The following is a 15,892-nucleotide window of genomic DNA, read 5'->3' on the forward strand; positions in this document are numbered from 1 at the left end:
GGGGAGGAAATCATGTCAGCTAGAGACTTATCAGTATTGCTTAGTGTTATTTTAATCGTAGCAATGCTAATTATCCCTTTTCCCACGTGGTTGTTAAGTATATTAATCATTATCAATATTTCCCTGGCATTGCTTGTTTTATTAACTACCATGAATATGAGTGAGCCTTTGCAATTTTCGATCTTTCCTTCCTTATTATTATTGCTTACTCTCTTTCGCCTTGGTTTAAATGTTTCAACCACACGTTCTATATTATCAACAGGAGATGCAGGTGGGGTCGTTCATACGTTTGGAACATTCGTTGTTGGAGGAAATGTTATAGTCGGGCTGGTTGTCTTTTTAATCTTAGTCATTATTCAATTTGTGGTTATTACGAAAGGTGCAGAACGTGTTTCTGAGGTAGCAGCACGTTTTACATTAGACGCGATGCCTGGTAAACAAATGAGTATTGACGCTGATTTAAATGCAGGGATGATTTCTGAACAAGAAGCACGTGAGCGACGCGAGAAGGTAAGCCGTGAAGCGGATTTCTATGGGGCCATGGATGGTGCTAGTAAATTCGTTAAAGGTGATGCGATTGCAGGTATCATTATCGTATTAATCAATTTGATTTTTGGAATCGTCATTGGAATGCTCCAACAAGATATGTCCATTGCAGATGCAGCCACTCACTTTTCACTTCTTTCCGTCGGTGATGGAATTGTAAGTCAAATTCCCGCTCTTTTGATCTCAACGGCAACAGGTATTGTGGTAACGCGTGCAGCATCTGATGGAAATCTTGGACAAGATATTACAAAGCAATTATTTGCTTTTCCAAAGATGCTTTATGTGACGGCAGGTACTATTTTTCTATTAGGTTTATTTACTCCAATCAGCGATATTCTAACCATTCCTGTAGCTGGGTTATTAACTTTAGGGGCATATTGGTTTAATCGGATACCAGAACCTGATCAAAGTCAGCTGCAAGAGCTTGAAGAAGTCATTGAAACTGATGAAATGAAGAGTCCGGAAAGTGTTGTGAGCCTTTTAAATGTTGACCCTATTGAATTTGAGTTTGGTTATGGTTTAATTCCGCTTGCAGATACCAATCAAGGAGGAGATTTACTTGATCGCATTGTGATGATTCGTAGGCAGCTTGCGATTGAGCTTGGCTTAGTAATCCCGGTTGTCCGAATCCGAGATAATATTCAATTGCAGCCTAATGAATATCGCTTGAAAATAAAAGGGAATGAAATGGCACGGGGAGAATTATTGCTTGATCATTATTTAGCGATGAGCCCGGGTATTGAGGATGATTCGATTGATGGAATTGATACGATAGAACCTTCATTTGGTTTACCGGCAAAATGGATTACAGAGGATATGAAGGAAAGAGCGGAGATATTTGGCTATACGGTAGTAGACCCTCCTTCCGTAGTGTCTACGCATGTAACAGAGGTTATTAAAGCGAACGCGCATGATTTGCTTGGCCGCCAGGAAACCAAGCAATTAATCGATCACTTAAAAGAAAGCTATCCAATATTAGTGGATGAGGTTACACCGAATCCGTTATCAATTGGAGATATCCAAAAGGTTCTTGCTAAGCTTCTCAAAGAAAATGTATCCATTCGAAATTTACCAATTATTTTTGAGACACTAGCTGATTTTGGGAAAGTAACGACGGACACGGATTTATTAACAGAATACGTAAGGCAGGCTTTGGCTAGACAAATTACGAATCAATTTGCAGCGCAAAATGAAGCTTTAAAAGTGGTTACCTTGTCCGGAAAAGTGGAAAAATTAATTGCAGACGCTATTCAACAGACAGAGCATGGGAACTATTTATCACTTGATCCAAACAGTTCGCAAAGTATTCTTGAATCTATTGCAAGTTCTGTGGAGCAACTTTCTGTGATGAATCAAACTCCGATTGTCCTTTGTTCACCAGCGGTTCGAATGTATGTTCGACAATTAACCGAACGTTATTTTCCACAAATTCCAATATTATCTTATAATGAACTTGAGGCTAATGTAGAAGTTCAAAGTGTAGGGGTGGTGAATATAGATTGAAGGTAAAAAAATATGTCGCACCAAGCATGCCAGAAGCAATGAAAAAAATACGGACTGAGCTTGGAAATGAGGCAGTCATCTTAAATTCTAAGGTCATTCAAACAGGCGGATTCCTTGGGCTATTTAAAAAGAGAAATATTGAAGTTATCGCAGCTATTGATCCTAAACCCAAAATGGAGCCTGTGGTGAAGAATAAAGAAAGACCTGCTCCAATCTTTCAGGAATCACAGGGATCAGCTATTCCAAAAGATTCATTGATTCAATCCATGGTCAAACCCGATCACGATGAAAAAGCGACAGAAGTAGTGTTAAAGGAATTGAATGAATTAAAAGCTCTTATCCAAAATTTTCCTGCCCAAAAGGGAGAAAATAATATTCCATATCCGGAACCGATTAAGGAAGTGGAGCAAATGCTCCTTGGGATGGAAGTGAACGAGAAAATAAGGGAAGAACTTTTAATTCAACTTCTTGAACGCTGGTATCGAAGTGGAGCACATTTAACTAAAAATGAGCTTCAAATTTGTATAAAAGAATTATTATTGCTGAAAATATCAAGAATTTCCCATGGAGGGATTTCTTTTACCAAGAAATTTGTCAATGTTATTGGTCCGACCGGTGTAGGGAAAACAACAACCCTTGCCAAAATCGCTGCAGAATGTGTTTTGAAGCATAAAAAGAAGGTGGCATTTATTACGACAGACACCTATCGAATTGCTGCGATTGATCAATTAAAAACGTATGCCAAAATATTAAATGTCCCTTTGGAAGTTTGTTATAATATGGAAGATTTTAATAAGGCTTCTATCCAATTTAGTCAGTATGATATTGTTTTAATTGATACAGCTGGACGGAATTATCGAAATAAAAAATATGTCGACGATCTGTCGGAAAAATTGGATTTTTCTAATAATATCGAGACATTTCTTGTCTTATCTTTAACAGCAAAGCAAAAGGATATGGAGGAAATCTATCAACAATTTTCCACGATAACCATTGATAAATTTATTTTTACCAAGGTGGATGAAACCTCTTCGTATGGAGCAATGTTGAATCTTATAGATAAATATAATATTGGAATGGCTTATTTAACGAATGGTCAAAATGTCCCAGAAGATATGATTGAAGCAAAACCAGAAGTGATTACGAATATTATACTTGGAGTCGATCGCCATGAATGATCAAGCTCAAGGTTTAAGAAATCAATTGAACTCGATGGATTCTAGCAAAAATACCAAGACCCTTGCAGTTATAAGTGGGAAGGGTGGAGTGGGAAAATCGAATTTTTCGTTAAATTTTGCCATCTCCTTGGCTAAACGGGGACATGCCGTGTTACTATTTGATATGGATATTGGAATGGGAAACCTTGATATTTTAATGGGGCAAACAGCTGATTTCACCATTGTTGATTTCTTTAATGAAACAGCTACATTAACAGAAATCATTATGAAAGGTCCTAATCATGTAGATTACATTGCAGGAGGTACTGGGCTTTCCCAATTTGTAAAGTTAGATAAAGAAAAAGCAAACCGGTTTATGAGAGAGCTATCCACAATCTTAATCCATTATGATTATGTGATTTTCGATATGGGTGCCGGAGCCAGTGAGGAATCGTTAAATATAATTCTTTCGGTAGACGAGGTTGTGGTCATTACAACATCAGAACCAACCTCTATTACGGATGCTTATGCTATGATGAAGTATATTCATTTATTAAATACAACTATTCCTTTCAATATCGTAGTCAACCGAGTGCAAACAGAAAGAGAAGGAAAAGAAACGATGCAACGTTTACAGACTGTTGTGAAGCAATTTCTTGAAAAAGAAACGAATGCTATCGGAATGATTCCAGATGATCGTTCTATTCATCAAGCGGTTAAGAGACAAATTCCTTATTCACTTTATAATGAAAATTCTCCTGCTGCAAAAGCTTTACGCGAAATAACCGACCGATATGTGAATGAACAATTCAATCAAAGCCAAAGATCCAGTGCTTTTCGTTTTGTTTCAAAGTTAAAGCAATTTCTCTTTGAAAGGTAGTGCGATTGTGTGGAAAAAATTAAGGTGCTTGTCGTAGACGACTCAGCTTTTATGAGAAAATTAATCCAGGACTTTTTTTCGGGAAATCCACGTTTTCAAGTTGTAGGGACAGCTCGAAATGGACAAGATGCGATTAAAAAAGTAAGTGAATTAAAGCCTGATGTAGTAACGATGGATATTGAGATGCCAATATTAAATGGCTTGGAAGCTCTTAAAATCATCATGAAAGAAAATCCTACCCCCATTGTCATGCTTTCAAGTACAACTTATGAAGGGGCAGAAAATACGGTTCTGGCTATTCAACTTGGGGCAGTGGATTTTATTGCAAAACCGTCTGGGGCAATATCTTTAGACCTCCACAAGATTAAAGAGGAACTTTTTGAAAAGGTAATCTCAGCAAGTAAAGTCAATATGAAGCAACTTGTTAAATTGCCTACTTTAGGAAAAAAGAATTTAAAAACAAATCAAAACTATAGTAAAATAGAACCAAATGATAGAATGCAAAAACCATTGAAAGAAAGCAGTTGGAATGCTACTGCAAAAAAAATAATTTGTATTGGAACTTCAACCGGAGGTCCTCGTGCATTGCAGCATGTAATAACGAAGCTTCCAAAAAATTTAGGTGCGCCTGTACTGATTGTCCAGCATATGCCACCTGGTTTTACCAAGAGTCTTGCTCATCGACTTGATTCTCTGTCTGAAATTACTGTGAAGGAAGCAGAAGATGGAGAAATGATTAAGAAGGGAACAGCTTACATTGCTCCTGGAGGATATCATCTTAAGGTCAAACAAACGGGAAGTAATTTAACTGTTCAATTGGATCAAACACCAGCAAGAAATGGACACCGCCCATCAGTAGATGTCCTGTTTGAATCAATCAGTGAAATTACGGATCATGCAAAAATTGCTGTTGTCATGACTGGAATGGGTTCAGATGGTTCCCTTGGACTACAAGCATTAAAGAAAAAAGGTATTGTTAAGGCAATAGCAGAATCAAAAGAGACATCCATTGTTTTTGGAATGCCAAAAGCCGCAATTTTAACGAATCAGGTAGATGAAGTACAAAATGTTGAGTGTATTGCAGAATCAATCATGAAATATGTTTAATGCCAAGGGGTGTAAGGCTAATGGATATGAATCAATATTTAGAAGTGTTTATTGAAGAAAGTAAGGAACATTTACAGGCTTGTAATCAACATATACTAGAGCTTGAAAAAAATCCGAATGACATGGATATTGTGAATGAAATCTTTCGCTCTGCCCATACTTTAAAAGGAATGTCTGCAACAATGGGCTATGAGGATTTAGCTAATCTAACCCATAAAATGGAGAACGTTTTAGATGCAATCAGAAACCATAAAATTACCGTGACTCCTGAAGTATTAGATGTTGTTTTTTTGGCAATTGATGACCTTGAAGCGATGGTTGAATCGATTGCAGAGGGTGGTGACGGGAAAAGAGATGTTTCTGAAGTCGTCAACAAATTAGGCTTAATTGAAAAGGGAGAAAGTCCTGTCATAACCGACTCAAAAGAGGAAGTGGCTGTCGCAACGCTTGAGCCAAAAGTTAAATTAAGTAGTCAGTATGATGAATTCGAACTCACTGTTATCCAACAATCAAAAGAACAAGGTTTTGAATCTTACGAAGTCCATGTCACTTTGAGAGAGGATTGTTTATTAAAGGCTGCTCGAGTTTTTATGGTATTTGAAGTCCTTGAAAAGTTAGGTGAGGTCATTAAATCTTATCCAACGACGGATCAATTAGAGGAAGAACAATTTGATCATGATTTCATGGTGACCCTCGTCTCTAAAGATTCAAAAGAAGATATTCAAAAGAAAATCATGAAGGTTTCAGAAATAGAAAAAGTGGAAGTACAACCGATTTCTTTTGAGGAAATTCGCCAAAGACAAGAAGAAACAGTTCGAGAGGAACAAAAAGTTTCTGAGGAACAAGCTGTAACGGATAGTACAGTAACACCAAAACAAACCGATCAAAATAAGAAGGCAAATACCACACATGCAACGAAACAAACAGCAAGCAAAACCATTCGCGTCAATATTGAAAGATTGGATATTTTGATGAATTTGTTTGAAGAGCTTGTCATTGATCGCGGTAGATTAGAGCAAATTTCCAAGGAATTAAATAATCAAGAATTACATGAAACCGTTGAAAGAATGTCTCGTGTATCAGGAGATTTGCAAAATATTATTCTTAATATGCGCATGGTTCCAGTTGAGACCGTATTCAACCGCTTCCCACGCATGGTTAGACAACTTGCTAGAGATTTAGGAAAGAAAATCAACCTCGAAATTATTGGGGCTGAAACGGAATTGGATCGAACGGTTATTGATGAAATTGGTGATCCACTTGTCCATTTAATTCGAAATGCTCTTGATCATGGTGTTGAAACACCAGATGTTAGAAAGGCAAAAGGAAAAAATGAGGAAGGCTCAGTTGTTCTGAAAGCCTATCATAGTGGGAATCATGTATTTATTGAAATCGAGGATGACGGTGCAGGTATTAGTAGAGAGAAAGTTTTGAAGAAAGCGTTAAATAAAGGGATTATAAACGAACAAACGGCTGCTGCGATGACTGACAAACAGGTATATGAGCTTATTTTTGCCTCAGGATTTTCTACGGCTGAAAAAATATCTGATGTCTCTGGACGTGGAGTTGGCTTGGATGTTGTGAAAAATACAATTGAGTCTTTAGGTGGAACGGTTTCAATCGATTCTAAAGAAGGAGAAGGGTCCATCTTTTCCATCCAATTACCACTAACCTTATCGATCATTTCTGTCATGTTAGTTGAAATTCAGAAAGAAAAATATGCGATTCCATTATCATCCATTATTGAAACAGCTATCGTGAAAAAGGACGAAATCATGAATGCACATAATCAAAGAGTGATTGATTTTCGCGGTAGAGTCGTTCCTCTTTTATTCTTAAAAGATATTTTTCAAGTTCCTGTTTTTGAGGAAGAAGATGAATTTTATTCCGTGATTATCGTTCGAAAAGGCGATAAAATGGCGGGACTTGTAGTTGACTCCTTTATCGGACAACAAGAAGTTGTCTTGAAATCACTGGGAAATTATTTAACCAATGTGTTTGCAATTTCAGGAGCAACAATTCTTGGTGATGGACAAGTAGCACTCATCGTTGATTGCAATGCTTTGATCAAATAGAAAATTTCTTAGGTGGAAAAATGTACGTTAAATAAAGGAGTGAAAATGATGACTGAAGCGGTTATAAAGCCTTCTGATGTAAAATTAATTGTATTTCAAATAAAGGAAAAAGAATACGCTATTCCAGTCAGTCAAGTTCGATCAATCGAAAAAATCGAGCATATTACTAGAGTTCCAAGTACCGTTAATTTTGTCAAAGGGGTTATTAATTTACGTGGTGTAGTGACTCCGATTATTAATTTGAGAACTCGTTTTTGTTTGGATGAAGTGGAATATTCAGATAATACTCGGGTGATTATTGTAGCTTTAGAAGATATGGAAGTCGGTTTAATAGTGGATGCCGCTAATGATGTCATCGATATTCCGACAAATTCAATTGAGCCTCCACCCGATATAGTTGGGGTTAAAGAAGCTGAATATGTCCAAGGTGTTGCCAAAGTAGATAAACGGTTATTAATTTTAATTGATCTTGAAAAAGTGCTAATGACAATGGAAGCAAAAGGACAAAATGTACATGACTGATAACAGTAATTTCATTCAAAATATATCCACCCTCCATCTTGATGTATTGAAGGAAATTGGGAATATCGGTGCAGGTCATGCAGCCACTGCTTTATCTCTGTTGCTTAATAGAAAAATAGATATGAAGGTTCCAGATGTTCGCATTGTTTCATTTGATGAAATGATGGAGATGGCGGGTGGAGCGGATAATGTTGTTGCTGGGGTTTTCTTAAGAATTGAAGGGGAAGCACCAGGTAGTATGTTCTTTGTCTTACCCTTACAACAAGCTACCAAATTTATCCAACATATGATTGGGGACGAATCTTTTCGTTTCGAAGAACCCCCATATAATGAAATTGCTCTTTCTGCCTTACAAGAGTTAGGAAATATTTTGGCTGGATCGTATTTAACATCATTATCAGATTTTACACGTCTAGATTTATACCCATCTGTTCCGGCATTGACAATTGATATGGTTGGAGCCATTATTAGTTACGGGTTATTGGAATTATCTCAAGTAAGTGATTATGCCATTGTCATCGATACTGCACTAAATGAAGAGGTTGATAAAATATCCGAAAGTGTCAGAGGGCATTTCTTCTTACTTCCTGATCCGGATTCTTTTCATATTATTTTCCAGGCTTTGGGAGTTATAGAAAATGAATGAATGTCTTCAAGTGATTAAAGTTGGAATAGCAGATATGAATATTGTCACAACGCCTAATTGTATTCGTACATCAGGATTAGGTTCATGTGTTGGGGTTGTATTATATGATCAAGCGAAGGAAATTGCAGGCTTGGCACATGTTATGTTACCAGATTCCTCTCTTGCTAAGGCTGGTCAACTGAATATCGCAAAATATGCAGACACAGCAGTAAAGGAACTGGTCAATATTTTGGCCAAAAACGGTGCCCGCTCCAGTTACTTAAAAGCAAAAATAGCTGGAGGGGCTCAAATGTTTCAATTTACAAATGCAAATGATCTGATGCGAATTGGTCCTCGAAATGTTGAGGCCGTGAAAAGAGAATTAAAGGACCTTCGAATTGAAATTATCGCTGAGGATGTCGGTGGAAATAGTGGCAGGACAATTGAGTTTAATCCGAAAAACTGTATGTTGAATATTCGAACAGTCAATAAAGGGATCCAAGAAATATAAAGTTTCGTATATTAATGTTTTCTATAAATTAGTTAGGTAATATATTATGAAACAAATGATCCATGATAAATATCAGCCATCGAATAATAGATAGGCTGATTTTTTATGAATTGACTTTGTTAATGCAAAACAGATTTTGGTATAATGATGGTAAGGATGGTAACGTTTTAAGGAGGATTACAATGGTACAAGCTTCCACAACAGAAGAACAAAAGATTTGGGAGAATTGGATACAATCTCGAGATTCTGAAGCAGGAAATCTTTTGGTAAAAAAGTATATGCCATTAGTGAATTATCATGTTCAGAGGATCTCAGTAACTCTTCCGAAAAACGTTTCAAGGGATGATCTCCGAAGTTTAGGTATGGTAGGATTATATGATGCATTAGAAAAATTTGATCCATACAGAGATTTGAAATTTGATACATATGCTTCGTTCAGAGTAAGAGGTGCCATTTTAGATGGATTAAGAAAAGAAGATTGGCTGCCACGAGGAACGAGAGATAAGGCAAAAAAAATAGAAGCAACAATTGAGAGACTTGAACAGAAATTCATGAGAAATGTGAAGGTATCTGAAATTGCATCTGAACTAAATATTAGTGAGGATGAGGTCTATACAACAATTAATGAATACTATTTTGCCAATTTTGTTTCTATCGATGAACGTCCTAGTGACAAGGAAGATAATGAAAACCACTCATTTCATTTAAAGGATGAAAGGGCTCAAGACCCACAGGATAAAATCGTAAAAGAAGAAAATATCCAGGAATTAACGAGGATCATTTCTCAATTGAATGAAAATGAACAATTGGTTTTAAGCTTATTTTATAAAGAAGAGTTAACCTTAACCGAGATTGGACAAGTCTTAAATTTATCTACATCTAGAATCTCTCAAATTCACTCAAAAGCACTCTTTAAGTTGCGTCAGACTTTACAAAATGCAATGAACAAAGTAAACAAATAGAGACAGTCTATGGGGAGATGATCACTTTGGAAGAATTATTGAAAATACAAGTATCCAAAGAACGATTAAAAGCGTACCTAGAAGTCACACATACTACGGATACCCATACCTTTTCTTTAGATGAACTGGATACATTTATTCAGAAACAGAGGATTGTATTTGGAGTAAAGAGAGAGCAGTTAATGAATTTAGTCACTCAATTACCGTTTATTCAACAACCTGTATTAATTGCTGAGGGAGAACCATCCATTCCTGGACAAGATGCTTATTTACAATATGAAATACAAAATATGAAGCATGAGCAAAAGGAAAAGCGAAATTTTCGCGAGGTGCTCGATATTCCCTCAGTCAATAACGGGCAGTTACTTGCAAGCGTGGTTCCTCCGACTAATGGAAAAAATGGAAAAGATATATTTGGCAGGATTGTGCCAGCTAAACCGGGAAGGCCATTGAAAATCAGACCTGGGAAAAATGTGGTTCTCAAAGGAAATCAGTTTTTTTCAACAATTGACGGTCAACTTAGTGTAACCAATCATCAGATTTCTGTTAATCCAGTTTTTGAAGTGAATGGAGATCTTGATTTAAAAACAGGTAATATCCATTTTGTTGGGACCGTTACGATATCTGGGGATGTTCCATCTGGATATGAAATAATCGCTGGAGGAGATATCCTAATTCAAGGGACTGTTGAGGGTGCGATCTTAGAGGCCGGTGGAAATATAACTGTTAAGGGAGGAATAACAGGTGGGAATCGTGGTAAGGTTGTTGCAAATGGTGATATCCAAGCTGCTTATTTAAACCAAGCAAATGTTAAGGCAAAGCAAAATATCATCATTGATTCCTCTATTTTAAATAGTCATGTTCAAGCAACGGGTTCAATTTTCTGTCATAATGGACGCATCATTGGCGGTCAATTATCAGCCGGGGAAGAGGTCAGGGCAAAGGAAATTGGAAATCGCTTATTTGCCAAAACCGATTTGTACGTTGGATACGACCCTCAATTGGAGGAAAAAGAACAAGGATTACAGGAAGAAATAAGAGATTTAACGGAAAACTTAAAAAAACTAATGGAATTTGAAAAGAAGTTATCAAATGTGCTTAAAGTAACTGGAAAATTGAATACGGAACAAAAGCAAATTTTTCAGCGACAACAAGCAACTAAATCTATGCTTCAAGCGAATATCAATCAAGCGAATGAGCAATTAGATGAAATTGCAGAGGAAAAACAATCGAAGTTAAACGCTTCAGTTTCAGTAACGGATACTGTTTATCCTAATACTACCATTCACTTTGGTAAGTATGCTAGAGTCATTCAGAAAAAGCATGAATTCACTAAATTTTATATCACAAACGGAGAAATTCAATTTGAACCACTTGCTTAAATAGTTGGGAATTTGTTTTTTTAGAAAATATAAATAGTTCATAATTTAAGGGAAGTGATAGTTTGAGTCTAAAATCGATTGAACTACAAGTGGCACTTCCAAGAACACTTGAAGCAGGAAAACTTCAAGAACAGTTACAACAACAAGGAACCATACTTCAGGAGCATGCCTCTTTGAGTGTGAAAAGGGAAGAACAAGAACAAAGGACAAAGGTATTGAAATCAGATTTAAAAGAAATAAGGGCTACGCTAAAGGATCAAGGCGGTAATGGAGCTGCTAATTATAGTAGAAAAAAACAAAAACGAATAAAAGAGGAAGAGACAAAGAAAGAAAATCATCCATATAAGGGGACAAATATTGATTATTGTGGATAGAGGGATGTCATGACCACGTTTCTATTATTTCTAAGTTTCATATTAAACATTATTGCGATTTTTGCGGTTATTATCCTATATCTCCGTCAAAATCGTTTTTTTCAAGCAGAAGAACGTCAAGCTAAAATGATGAAAGAGCTAGAAGAATTGATTTCCACTTATATGTTGGAAATGAAGGAAGAAAACGAGGATTTCATTAAGAAGTTCTTAAAACAAAAAGCGAGTCAGGAAAATACAGAGCGTCATAAGGAATTTTCCTATAAGCAGCAGAACCAAGGTCGGGAAACCGCGCCTTCTATACATTTAATGGAAGAATCGAAGGAACTGATTGAGGTACAAAATGATGAAATGGGCAAGTTTGAGTTCGCGCCGCGAATAGAGAAAGCTGTAGCCTATCAGGCAGTTAAAGCCTATCAACAAAATACATCACCGAAAATCAAAGAGCAGCATGAAAAGGATTGGGTTCCTGGCGAGAAATTTATGGAAGATGAAATTAGAGTGGAAATTGATCATCATTCTGTTCATCAAGACATACAGGAAAATAATAAAAAGGAGAAAGAGGACAAGGATAATCTTTATATGAAATCCTTGTATAATCAAGCTCTTCTTCTTAAAAAACAAGGATATAGTGAGGAAGATATCGCTAGAAAATTAAATAAGGGCAAAACAGAAATTGAGTTGTTATTAAAATTATATCAAATCAACTAAGAATACTTGATTTCTCATATACCTTTATGCTATATTTACAAATGGTGTTAATACACACGCTTATGGATTTAGTCGAATGGTGCTGGATGAAAACAGTTTTTGACTAAAAATGAAATGGGCGGAGGAAATCAAACCATTAGGAGGAAAAAACATGTCAGTAATTTCAATGAAACAATTGCTTGAAGCTGGTGTACATTTTGGACACCAAACTCGCCGTTGGAACCCTAAGATGAAAAAATATATTTTCACAGAGCGTAACGGCATTTATATCATCGACCTTCAAAAAACAGTGAAAAAGGTTGAAGAAGCCTACAACTTCGTAAAGGAACTTGCTGGTAACGGCGGAAAGATCCTTTTCGTAGGAACAAAGAAACAAGCTCAAGATTCTGTTAAAGAAGAAGCAGCTCGTTCTGGTATGTACTTTGTTAACCAACGTTGGTTAGGTGGAACATTAACAAACTTCGAAACAATCCAAAAACGTATTGCACGTCTTAAAGATATCGAAAGAATGTCTGAAGATGGAACTTTTGAAGTTCTTCCTAAGAAAGAAGTTGTTCAATTAAAGAAAGAACAAGACCGTCTAGAAAAATTCCTTGGTGGAATTAAAGATATGAAAGAGCTTCCTGATGCTTTATTCATCATCGACCCACGCAAAGAGCGCATCGCTGTTGCAGAAGCTCACAAATTAAACATTCCTATCGTCGGAATCGTTGATACAAACTGTGATCCTGATGAAATCGATGTTGTCATCCCAGCAAACGATGATGCTATCCGTGCTGTTAAATTATTAACTGCAAAAATGGCAGATGCTATCCTAGAAGCAAAACAAGGTGAAGAAACAGCTGCTGAAGCTGAATAATTTCGTAGCCGAGTTTTTCGAAAAGCATCTCGATGACAGCCCTAGTATTAAAAAAGGTTTTTATTCTCAGAGGGATTAATCGAGAGTTGCTTGATAAGCTATGATTTGGGAGGAAAGGTGATAAGAGGGATGTACCTTTTATCACCTTTTTTTAAAACGAAAGGTTTAGCATTGCAAATGCTTGCAAAGTATATTATTACATAGGATTTAAGGAGGAATTATTCGTTATGGCTATTACTGCACAAATGGTAAAAGAACTGCGTGAAAAAACTGGCGCAGGTATGATGGATTGTAAAAAGGCTCTCACTGAAACTGGTGGAGATATGGAAAAAGCAATTGACTTTTTGCGTGAAAAAGGAATCGCAAAAGCAGCGAATAAATCGGATCGTATTGCTGCAGAAGGTACAACATTTATTCAAGTGGAAGGGAACGAAGCAGTTATCCTAGAAGTAAACTCTGAAACTGACTTTGTTGCGAAAAACGAAGGTTTCCAAGTTTTAGTTAAAGAACTTGCAACTCATCTTCTAAAGCAAAAACCTGCAACAATTGAGGATGCGCTTGCTCAAACAATGGATAACGGTGCAACAGTAGATGCTCATATTAATGCAGCTATTTCAAAAATTGGAGAAAAAATTTCACTTCGTCGCTTTGAAGTGAAAACAAAAACAGATAATGATGCATTTGGTGCATATTTGCATATGGGCGGAAGAATTGGTGTTCTTTCTGTTCTTGAAGGTACAACAGATGCAACAGTCGCAAAAGATGTTTCTATGCACATTGCTGCATTAAATCCAAAATATGTTTCACGTGACGAAGTTTCTCAAGAAGAAGTAGAACATGAACGTGAAGTACTAACTCAACAAGCATTAAATGAAGGAAAACCTGAAAAAATCGTTGTCAAAATGGTTGAAGGTCGTCTAGGTAAATACTTTGAAGATGTTTGTGTAAATGACCAAGCATTCGTTAAAAATCCAGATCAAAAAGTTGGTCAATATGTAAAAGCAAACGGAGCTACCATTCGTGATTTCGTACGCTACGAAGTTGGCGAAGGAATGGAAAAACGTGAAGATAACTTTGCTGAAGAAGTTATGAACCAAGTGAAAAAATAATCTTTCTTTTTCTACACGAATATAAAATGCAGAATAGGGAACACGTTGTGTTCCCTATTTTTAAGAGAAAGTGTTCATTGGAATTCACTTATTACATATGGAGGTTCTCATGCTTAGTCCAAAATACAAAAGAATTGTTTTAAAATTAAGTGGTGAAGCGTTAGCTGGAGAGCAAGGATTTGGGATTGACCCCACTGTGATTAAATCCATTGCTACTCAAGTTAAAGAAATTGCTGATTTAGGTGTTGAGGTTGCTGTTGTTGTTGGAGGCGGCAATATCTGGCGTGGGAAAATCGGTGAAGAGATGGGAATGGACCGAGCAAATGCCGATTATATGGGAATGCTTGCAACAGTGATGAATTCCTTAGCTCTACAGGATAGTCTTGAACAATTAGGAATAGAAACAAGGGTACAAACTTCAATTGAAATGCGTCAGGTAGCTGAGCCGTATATTAGAAGACGTGCCATTCGCCATCTTGAGAAAAAACGCGTCGTAATTTTTGCAGCAGGTACGGGTAATCCTTATTTCTCCACAGATACGACAGCAGCTTTACGTGCAGCAGAAGTGGAAGCGGAAGTCATCTTGATGGCTAAAAATAATGTGGATGGCGTTTATTCAGCAGACCCAAGAGTCGATCAAAATGCAAAGAAATACGAGGAGCTCACCTATTTAGATGTTTTAAAAGAAGGTTTAGCTGTTATGGATTCAACCGCTTCATCTTTATGTATGGATAATAATATACCGCTTCTTGTATTTTCGATTATGGATCAAGGAAATATTAAAAAAGCCGTAATGGGTGAAACCATTGGGACTATTGTGAGGGGGAAATAATCATGCCTAAACAAATTATTGCAACTGCAAAAGAAAAAATGACAAAGGCAGTGGCTGCGTATTCACGTGAACTAGCTAGCATTCGTGCTGGGCGAGCAAATGCATCTCTTTTAGATCGAATCACTGTTGATTACTATGGCGCTCCGACCCCAATTAATCAATTAGCTGGTGTATCTGTGCCAGAAGCTAGACTTTTGGTCATTCAACCCTATGATAAATCGATTTTGGGGGATATAGAAAAAGCCATTTTAAAAAGTGACATCGGATTAACGCCAACAAATGATGGCAGCCTTATCCGCTTGACGATTCCACAATTGACTGAGGAAAGACGTAAGGAATTGGTTAAAGTTGTGAAAAAAGAATCTGAAGAAGCTAAAGTTGCCGTTCGTAATATTCGCAGAGATGGCAATGATGATTTGAAAAAGCTTGAGAAAAATGGTGAAATCACAGAGGATGATTTAAGAGGTTATTCAGATGATATCCAAAAATTAACGGATGATTACATCGCTAAAATTGATCAAATGACGAAAGAAAAAGAAAAAGAAATTCTTGAAGTATAATTGAATTTAGTTTGTGACTCACAGTAAATGATGGACTCGGAATTTGCTGAAATAATGACCCTCTATCAATAGGGGGTTTTTTCGCTGTTTAAATCAAGTTCATTTCATTCTGAAGAAAAAAGTATTGAATGATTGATTATAGTATTTTCATCTCTGTCTATTCTTAAATTTAATCATGTA

16 protein-coding genes are annotated in these 15,892 nt (G+C 36.6%); all 16 read left to right on the top strand.

The features are described from left to right. Positions 1 to 12 precede the first annotated feature (12 nt). Positions 13 to 2,049: a flagellar biosynthesis protein FlhA gene (flhA, locus tag ACE38V_RS07475; RefSeq protein ID WP_375840591.1), complete on the top strand. Its 2,037-nt coding sequence runs from the start codon at positions 13 to 15 to the stop codon at positions 2,047 to 2,049. After that, complete coding sequence (gene flhF, locus ACE38V_RS07480) at positions 2,046 to 3,227, top strand: flagellar biosynthesis GTPase FlhF (protein WP_375840592.1); 1,182 nt, start codon at positions 2,046 to 2,048, stop codon at positions 3,225 to 3,227. The genes flhA and flhF overlap by 4 nt, the downstream gene beginning before the upstream one ends. After that, entirely contained in the window at positions 3,220 to 4,086 is an 867-nt protein-coding gene (locus tag ACE38V_RS07485; RefSeq protein WP_375840593.1) for a MinD/ParA family protein, read from the top strand. Before flhF ends, ACE38V_RS07485 begins: the two co-directional genes overlap by 8 nt. A gap of 9 nt (positions 4,087 to 4,095) precedes the next feature. Beyond that, positions 4,096 to 5,193, top strand: coding sequence for a protein-glutamate methylesterase/protein-glutamine glutaminase (locus ACE38V_RS07490; protein ID WP_375840594.1), 1,098 nt, complete (start codon positions 4,096 to 4,098; stop codon positions 5,191 to 5,193). A gap of 20 nt (positions 5,194 to 5,213) precedes the next feature. Then, complete coding sequence (locus ACE38V_RS07495; protein WP_375840595.1) at positions 5,214 to 7,268, top strand: chemotaxis protein CheW; 2,055 nt, start codon at positions 5,214 to 5,216, stop codon at positions 7,266 to 7,268. 48 nt (positions 7,269 to 7,316) lie between these two features. Continuing rightward, on the top strand, positions 7,317 to 7,790 hold the full coding sequence (locus tag ACE38V_RS07500; RefSeq protein WP_375840596.1) for a chemotaxis protein CheW: 474 nt from the start codon (positions 7,317 to 7,319) through the stop codon (positions 7,788 to 7,790). After that, positions 7,783 to 8,436 (top strand): chemotaxis protein CheC, encoded by a 654-nt coding sequence (locus tag ACE38V_RS07505; protein WP_375840597.1) that lies wholly within the window; start codon positions 7,783 to 7,785, stop codon positions 8,434 to 8,436. The genes ACE38V_RS07500 and ACE38V_RS07505 overlap by 8 nt, the downstream gene beginning before the upstream one ends. Continuing rightward, positions 8,429 to 8,926 (top strand): chemotaxis protein CheD, encoded by a 498-nt coding sequence (locus ACE38V_RS07510; protein ID WP_375840598.1) that lies wholly within the window; start codon positions 8,429 to 8,431, stop codon positions 8,924 to 8,926. Before ACE38V_RS07505 ends, ACE38V_RS07510 begins: the two co-directional genes overlap by 8 nt. Positions 8,927 to 9,108: 182 nt before the next feature. Further along, positions 9,109 to 9,888, top strand: coding sequence for a FliA/WhiG family RNA polymerase sigma factor (locus ACE38V_RS07515; RefSeq protein ID WP_375840599.1), 780 nt, complete (start codon positions 9,109 to 9,111; stop codon positions 9,886 to 9,888). 26 nt (positions 9,889 to 9,914) lie between these two features. Beyond that, positions 9,915 to 11,270 (top strand): flagellar assembly protein A, encoded by a 1,356-nt coding sequence (locus tag ACE38V_RS07520; protein ID WP_375840600.1) that lies wholly within the window; start codon positions 9,915 to 9,917, stop codon positions 11,268 to 11,270. 62 nt (positions 11,271 to 11,332) lie between these two features. Next, a complete protein-coding gene (locus ACE38V_RS07525; RefSeq protein ID WP_375840601.1) occupies positions 11,333 to 11,644 on the top strand; it encodes a hypothetical protein in 312 nt (103 codons plus the stop codon). A gap of 9 nt (positions 11,645 to 11,653) precedes the next feature. Beyond that, on the top strand, positions 11,654 to 12,352 hold the full coding sequence (locus tag ACE38V_RS07530) for a DUF6115 domain-containing protein (protein WP_375840602.1): 699 nt from the start codon (positions 11,654 to 11,656) through the stop codon (positions 12,350 to 12,352). A gap of 151 nt (positions 12,353 to 12,503) precedes the next feature. Then, complete coding sequence (gene rpsB, locus ACE38V_RS07535) at positions 12,504 to 13,211, top strand: 30S ribosomal protein S2 (RefSeq protein ID WP_375840603.1); 708 nt, start codon at positions 12,504 to 12,506, stop codon at positions 13,209 to 13,211. Positions 13,212 to 13,438: 227 nt separating this feature from the next. Then, positions 13,439 to 14,320, top strand: coding sequence for a translation elongation factor Ts (tsf, locus tag ACE38V_RS07540; RefSeq protein ID WP_375840604.1), 882 nt, complete (start codon positions 13,439 to 13,441; stop codon positions 14,318 to 14,320). A gap of 109 nt (positions 14,321 to 14,429) precedes the next feature. Next, positions 14,430 to 15,152, top strand: coding sequence for a UMP kinase (gene pyrH / locus ACE38V_RS07545; RefSeq protein WP_375840605.1), 723 nt, complete (start codon positions 14,430 to 14,432; stop codon positions 15,150 to 15,152). Positions 15,153 to 15,154: 2 nt separating this feature from the next. Then, the gene (gene frr / locus ACE38V_RS07550; RefSeq protein ID WP_375840606.1) at positions 15,155 to 15,712 is read left to right on the top strand and encodes a ribosome recycling factor; all 558 of its coding nucleotides are present in this window, start codon (positions 15,155 to 15,157) and stop codon (positions 15,710 to 15,712) included. The last annotated feature ends 180 nt before the right edge of the window (positions 15,713 to 15,892 follow it).

Source organism: Cytobacillus sp. Hz8 (assembly GCF_042263505.1).
Taxonomy (GTDB): Bacteria; Bacillota; Bacilli; order Bacillales; family Cytobacillaceae; genus Bacillus_BE.

Coding starts and splice junctions, on each gene's coding strand:
- ACE38V_RS07505 (WP_375840597.1), top strand. CDS start 7,783: ATGACTGATAACAGTAATTTCATTCAAAATATATCCACCCTCCATCTT.
- pyrH (WP_375840605.1), top strand. CDS start 14,430: ATGCTTAGTCCAAAATACAAAAGAATTGTTTTAAAATTAAGTGGTGAA.
- ACE38V_RS07485 (WP_375840593.1), top strand. CDS start 3,220: ATGAATGATCAAGCTCAAGGTTTAAGAAATCAATTGAACTCGATGGAT.
- tsf (WP_375840604.1), top strand. CDS start 13,439: ATGGCTATTACTGCACAAATGGTAAAAGAACTGCGTGAAAAAACTGGC.
- ACE38V_RS07510 (WP_375840598.1), top strand. CDS start 8,429: ATGAATGAATGTCTTCAAGTGATTAAAGTTGGAATAGCAGATATGAAT.
- ACE38V_RS07515 (WP_375840599.1), top strand. CDS start 9,109: ATGGTACAAGCTTCCACAACAGAAGAACAAAAGATTTGGGAGAATTGG.
- frr (WP_375840606.1), top strand. CDS start 15,155: ATGCCTAAACAAATTATTGCAACTGCAAAAGAAAAAATGACAAAGGCA.
- rpsB (WP_375840603.1), top strand. CDS start 12,504: ATGTCAGTAATTTCAATGAAACAATTGCTTGAAGCTGGTGTACATTTT.
- ACE38V_RS07530 (WP_375840602.1), top strand. CDS start 11,654: ATGACCACGTTTCTATTATTTCTAAGTTTCATATTAAACATTATTGCG.
- ACE38V_RS07500 (WP_375840596.1), top strand. CDS start 7,317: ATGACTGAAGCGGTTATAAAGCCTTCTGATGTAAAATTAATTGTATTT.
- ACE38V_RS07495 (WP_375840595.1), top strand. CDS start 5,214: ATGGATATGAATCAATATTTAGAAGTGTTTATTGAAGAAAGTAAGGAA.
- flhA (WP_375840591.1), top strand. CDS start 13: ATGTCAGCTAGAGACTTATCAGTATTGCTTAGTGTTATTTTAATCGTA.